Source organism: Shewanella sp. MF05960 (genome assembly GCF_050849305.1).
Taxonomy (GTDB): domain Bacteria; phylum Pseudomonadota; class Gammaproteobacteria; order Enterobacterales; family Shewanellaceae; genus Shewanella.
This window is the reverse complement of sequence record NZ_JBOZPS010000052.1, coordinates 1-1,751: the sequence shown is the minus strand read 5'-3', so window position 1 is coordinate 1,751 and position 1,751 is coordinate 1. Positions and strand designations below refer to the sequence as shown.

Annotated in this window: 1 rRNA gene; it reads right to left on the bottom strand. The window is 51.7% G+C overall.

Annotated features, from left to right (window positions below):
• Window positions 1–12: 12 nt before the first annotated feature.
• Window positions 13–1,751: ribosomal RNA gene (locus tag ACROAE_RS20525) — 23S ribosomal RNA — on the bottom strand; the annotation flags it as partial.

Here is a 1,751-nt window from a genome sequence, read left to right as displayed (position 1 = left end):
CATCTGGGTTGTATGGTTAAGCCTCACGGGTCATTAGTACAAGTTAGCTCAACGCCTCACAACGCTTACACACCTTGCCTATCAACGTAGTAGTCTCCTACGGCCCTTTAGAGAGCTTAAAGCTCTAGGGATGACTCATCTTAGGGCTCGCTTCCCGCTTAGATGCTTTCAGCGGTTATCGATTCCGAACGTAGCTACCGGGCAATGCCATTGGCATGACAACCCGAACACCAGCGGTTCGTCCACTCCGGTCCTCTCGTACTAGGAGCAGCTCCCTTCAATCATCCAACGCCCACGGCAGATAGGGACCGAACTGTCTCACGACGTTCTGAACCCAGCTCGCGTACCACTTTAAATGGCGAACAGCCATACCCTTGGGACCGACTTCAGCCCCAGGATGTGATGAGCCGACATCGAGGTGCCAAACACCGCCGTCGATATGAACTCTTGGGCGGTATCAGCCTGTTATCCCCGGAGTACCTTTTATCCGTTGAGCGATGGCCCTTCCATTCAGAACCACCGGATCACTATGACCTACTTTCGTACCTGCTCGACGTGTATGTCTCGCAGTTAAGCTGGCTTATGCCATTGCACTAACCGTACGATGTCCGACCGTACTTAGCCAACCTTCGTGCTCCTCCGTTACTCTTTGGGAGGAGACCGCCCCAGTCAAACTACCCACCAGGCACTGTCCTCAACCCCGATAAGGGGCCAGAGTTAGAACATCAAAACTACAAGGGTGGTATTTCAAGATTGACTCCACAAAAACTAGCGTCTCTGCTTCAAAGTCTCCCACCTATCCTACACATGTAGGTTCAATGTTCAGTGCCAAGCTATAGTAAAGGTTCACGGGGTCTTTCCGTCTAGCCGCGGGTATACGGCATCTTCACCGCAATTTCAACTTCACTGAGTCTCGGCTGGAGACAGCGTGGCCATCATTACGCCATTCGTGCAGGTCGGAACTTACCCGACAAGGAATTTCGCTACCTTAGGACCGTTATAGTTACGGCCGCCGTTTACCGGGGCTTCGATCATGAGCTTCTCTTGCGATAACCCAATCAATTAACCTTCCGGCACCGGGCAGGCGTCACACCGTATACGTCATCTTGCGATTTTGCACAGTGCTGTGTTTTTGATAAACAGTTGCAGCCACCTGGTATCTGCGACTCCCATCAGCTTAGAGAGCAAGTCTCATCACCGTCAGGAGCGTACCTTCTCCCGAAGTTACGGTACCATTTTGCCTAGTTCCTTCAGCCGAGTTCTCTCAAGCGCCTTGGTATTCTCTACCCGACCACCTGTGTCGGTTTGGGGTACGATCCCTACTAACCTGAAGCTTAGAAGATTTTCCTGGAAGCATGGCATCAACTACTTCATCACCTTAGTGACTCGTCATCAGCTCTCAGCATTCTCACTAAAGAGGTGTTCCCGGATTTGCCTAAGAACACTGCCTACTACCTTAAACGCGGACTACCAACGCCGCGCTAGCCTAGCCTTCTCCGTCTCTCCATCGCAGTTAGCAGAGGTACAGAAATATTAATCTGTTTTCCATCGATTACGCCTTTCGGCCTCACCTTAGGGGTCGACTCACCCTGCCCCGATTAACGTTGGACAGGAACCCTTGGTCTTTCGGCGAGGGAGTTTTTCACTCCCTTTATCGTTACTCATGTCAGCATTCGCACTTCTGATACGTCCAGTGTGGGTTACCCCTTCACCTTCAACCGCTTACAGAACGCTCCTCTACCGCGCACTTC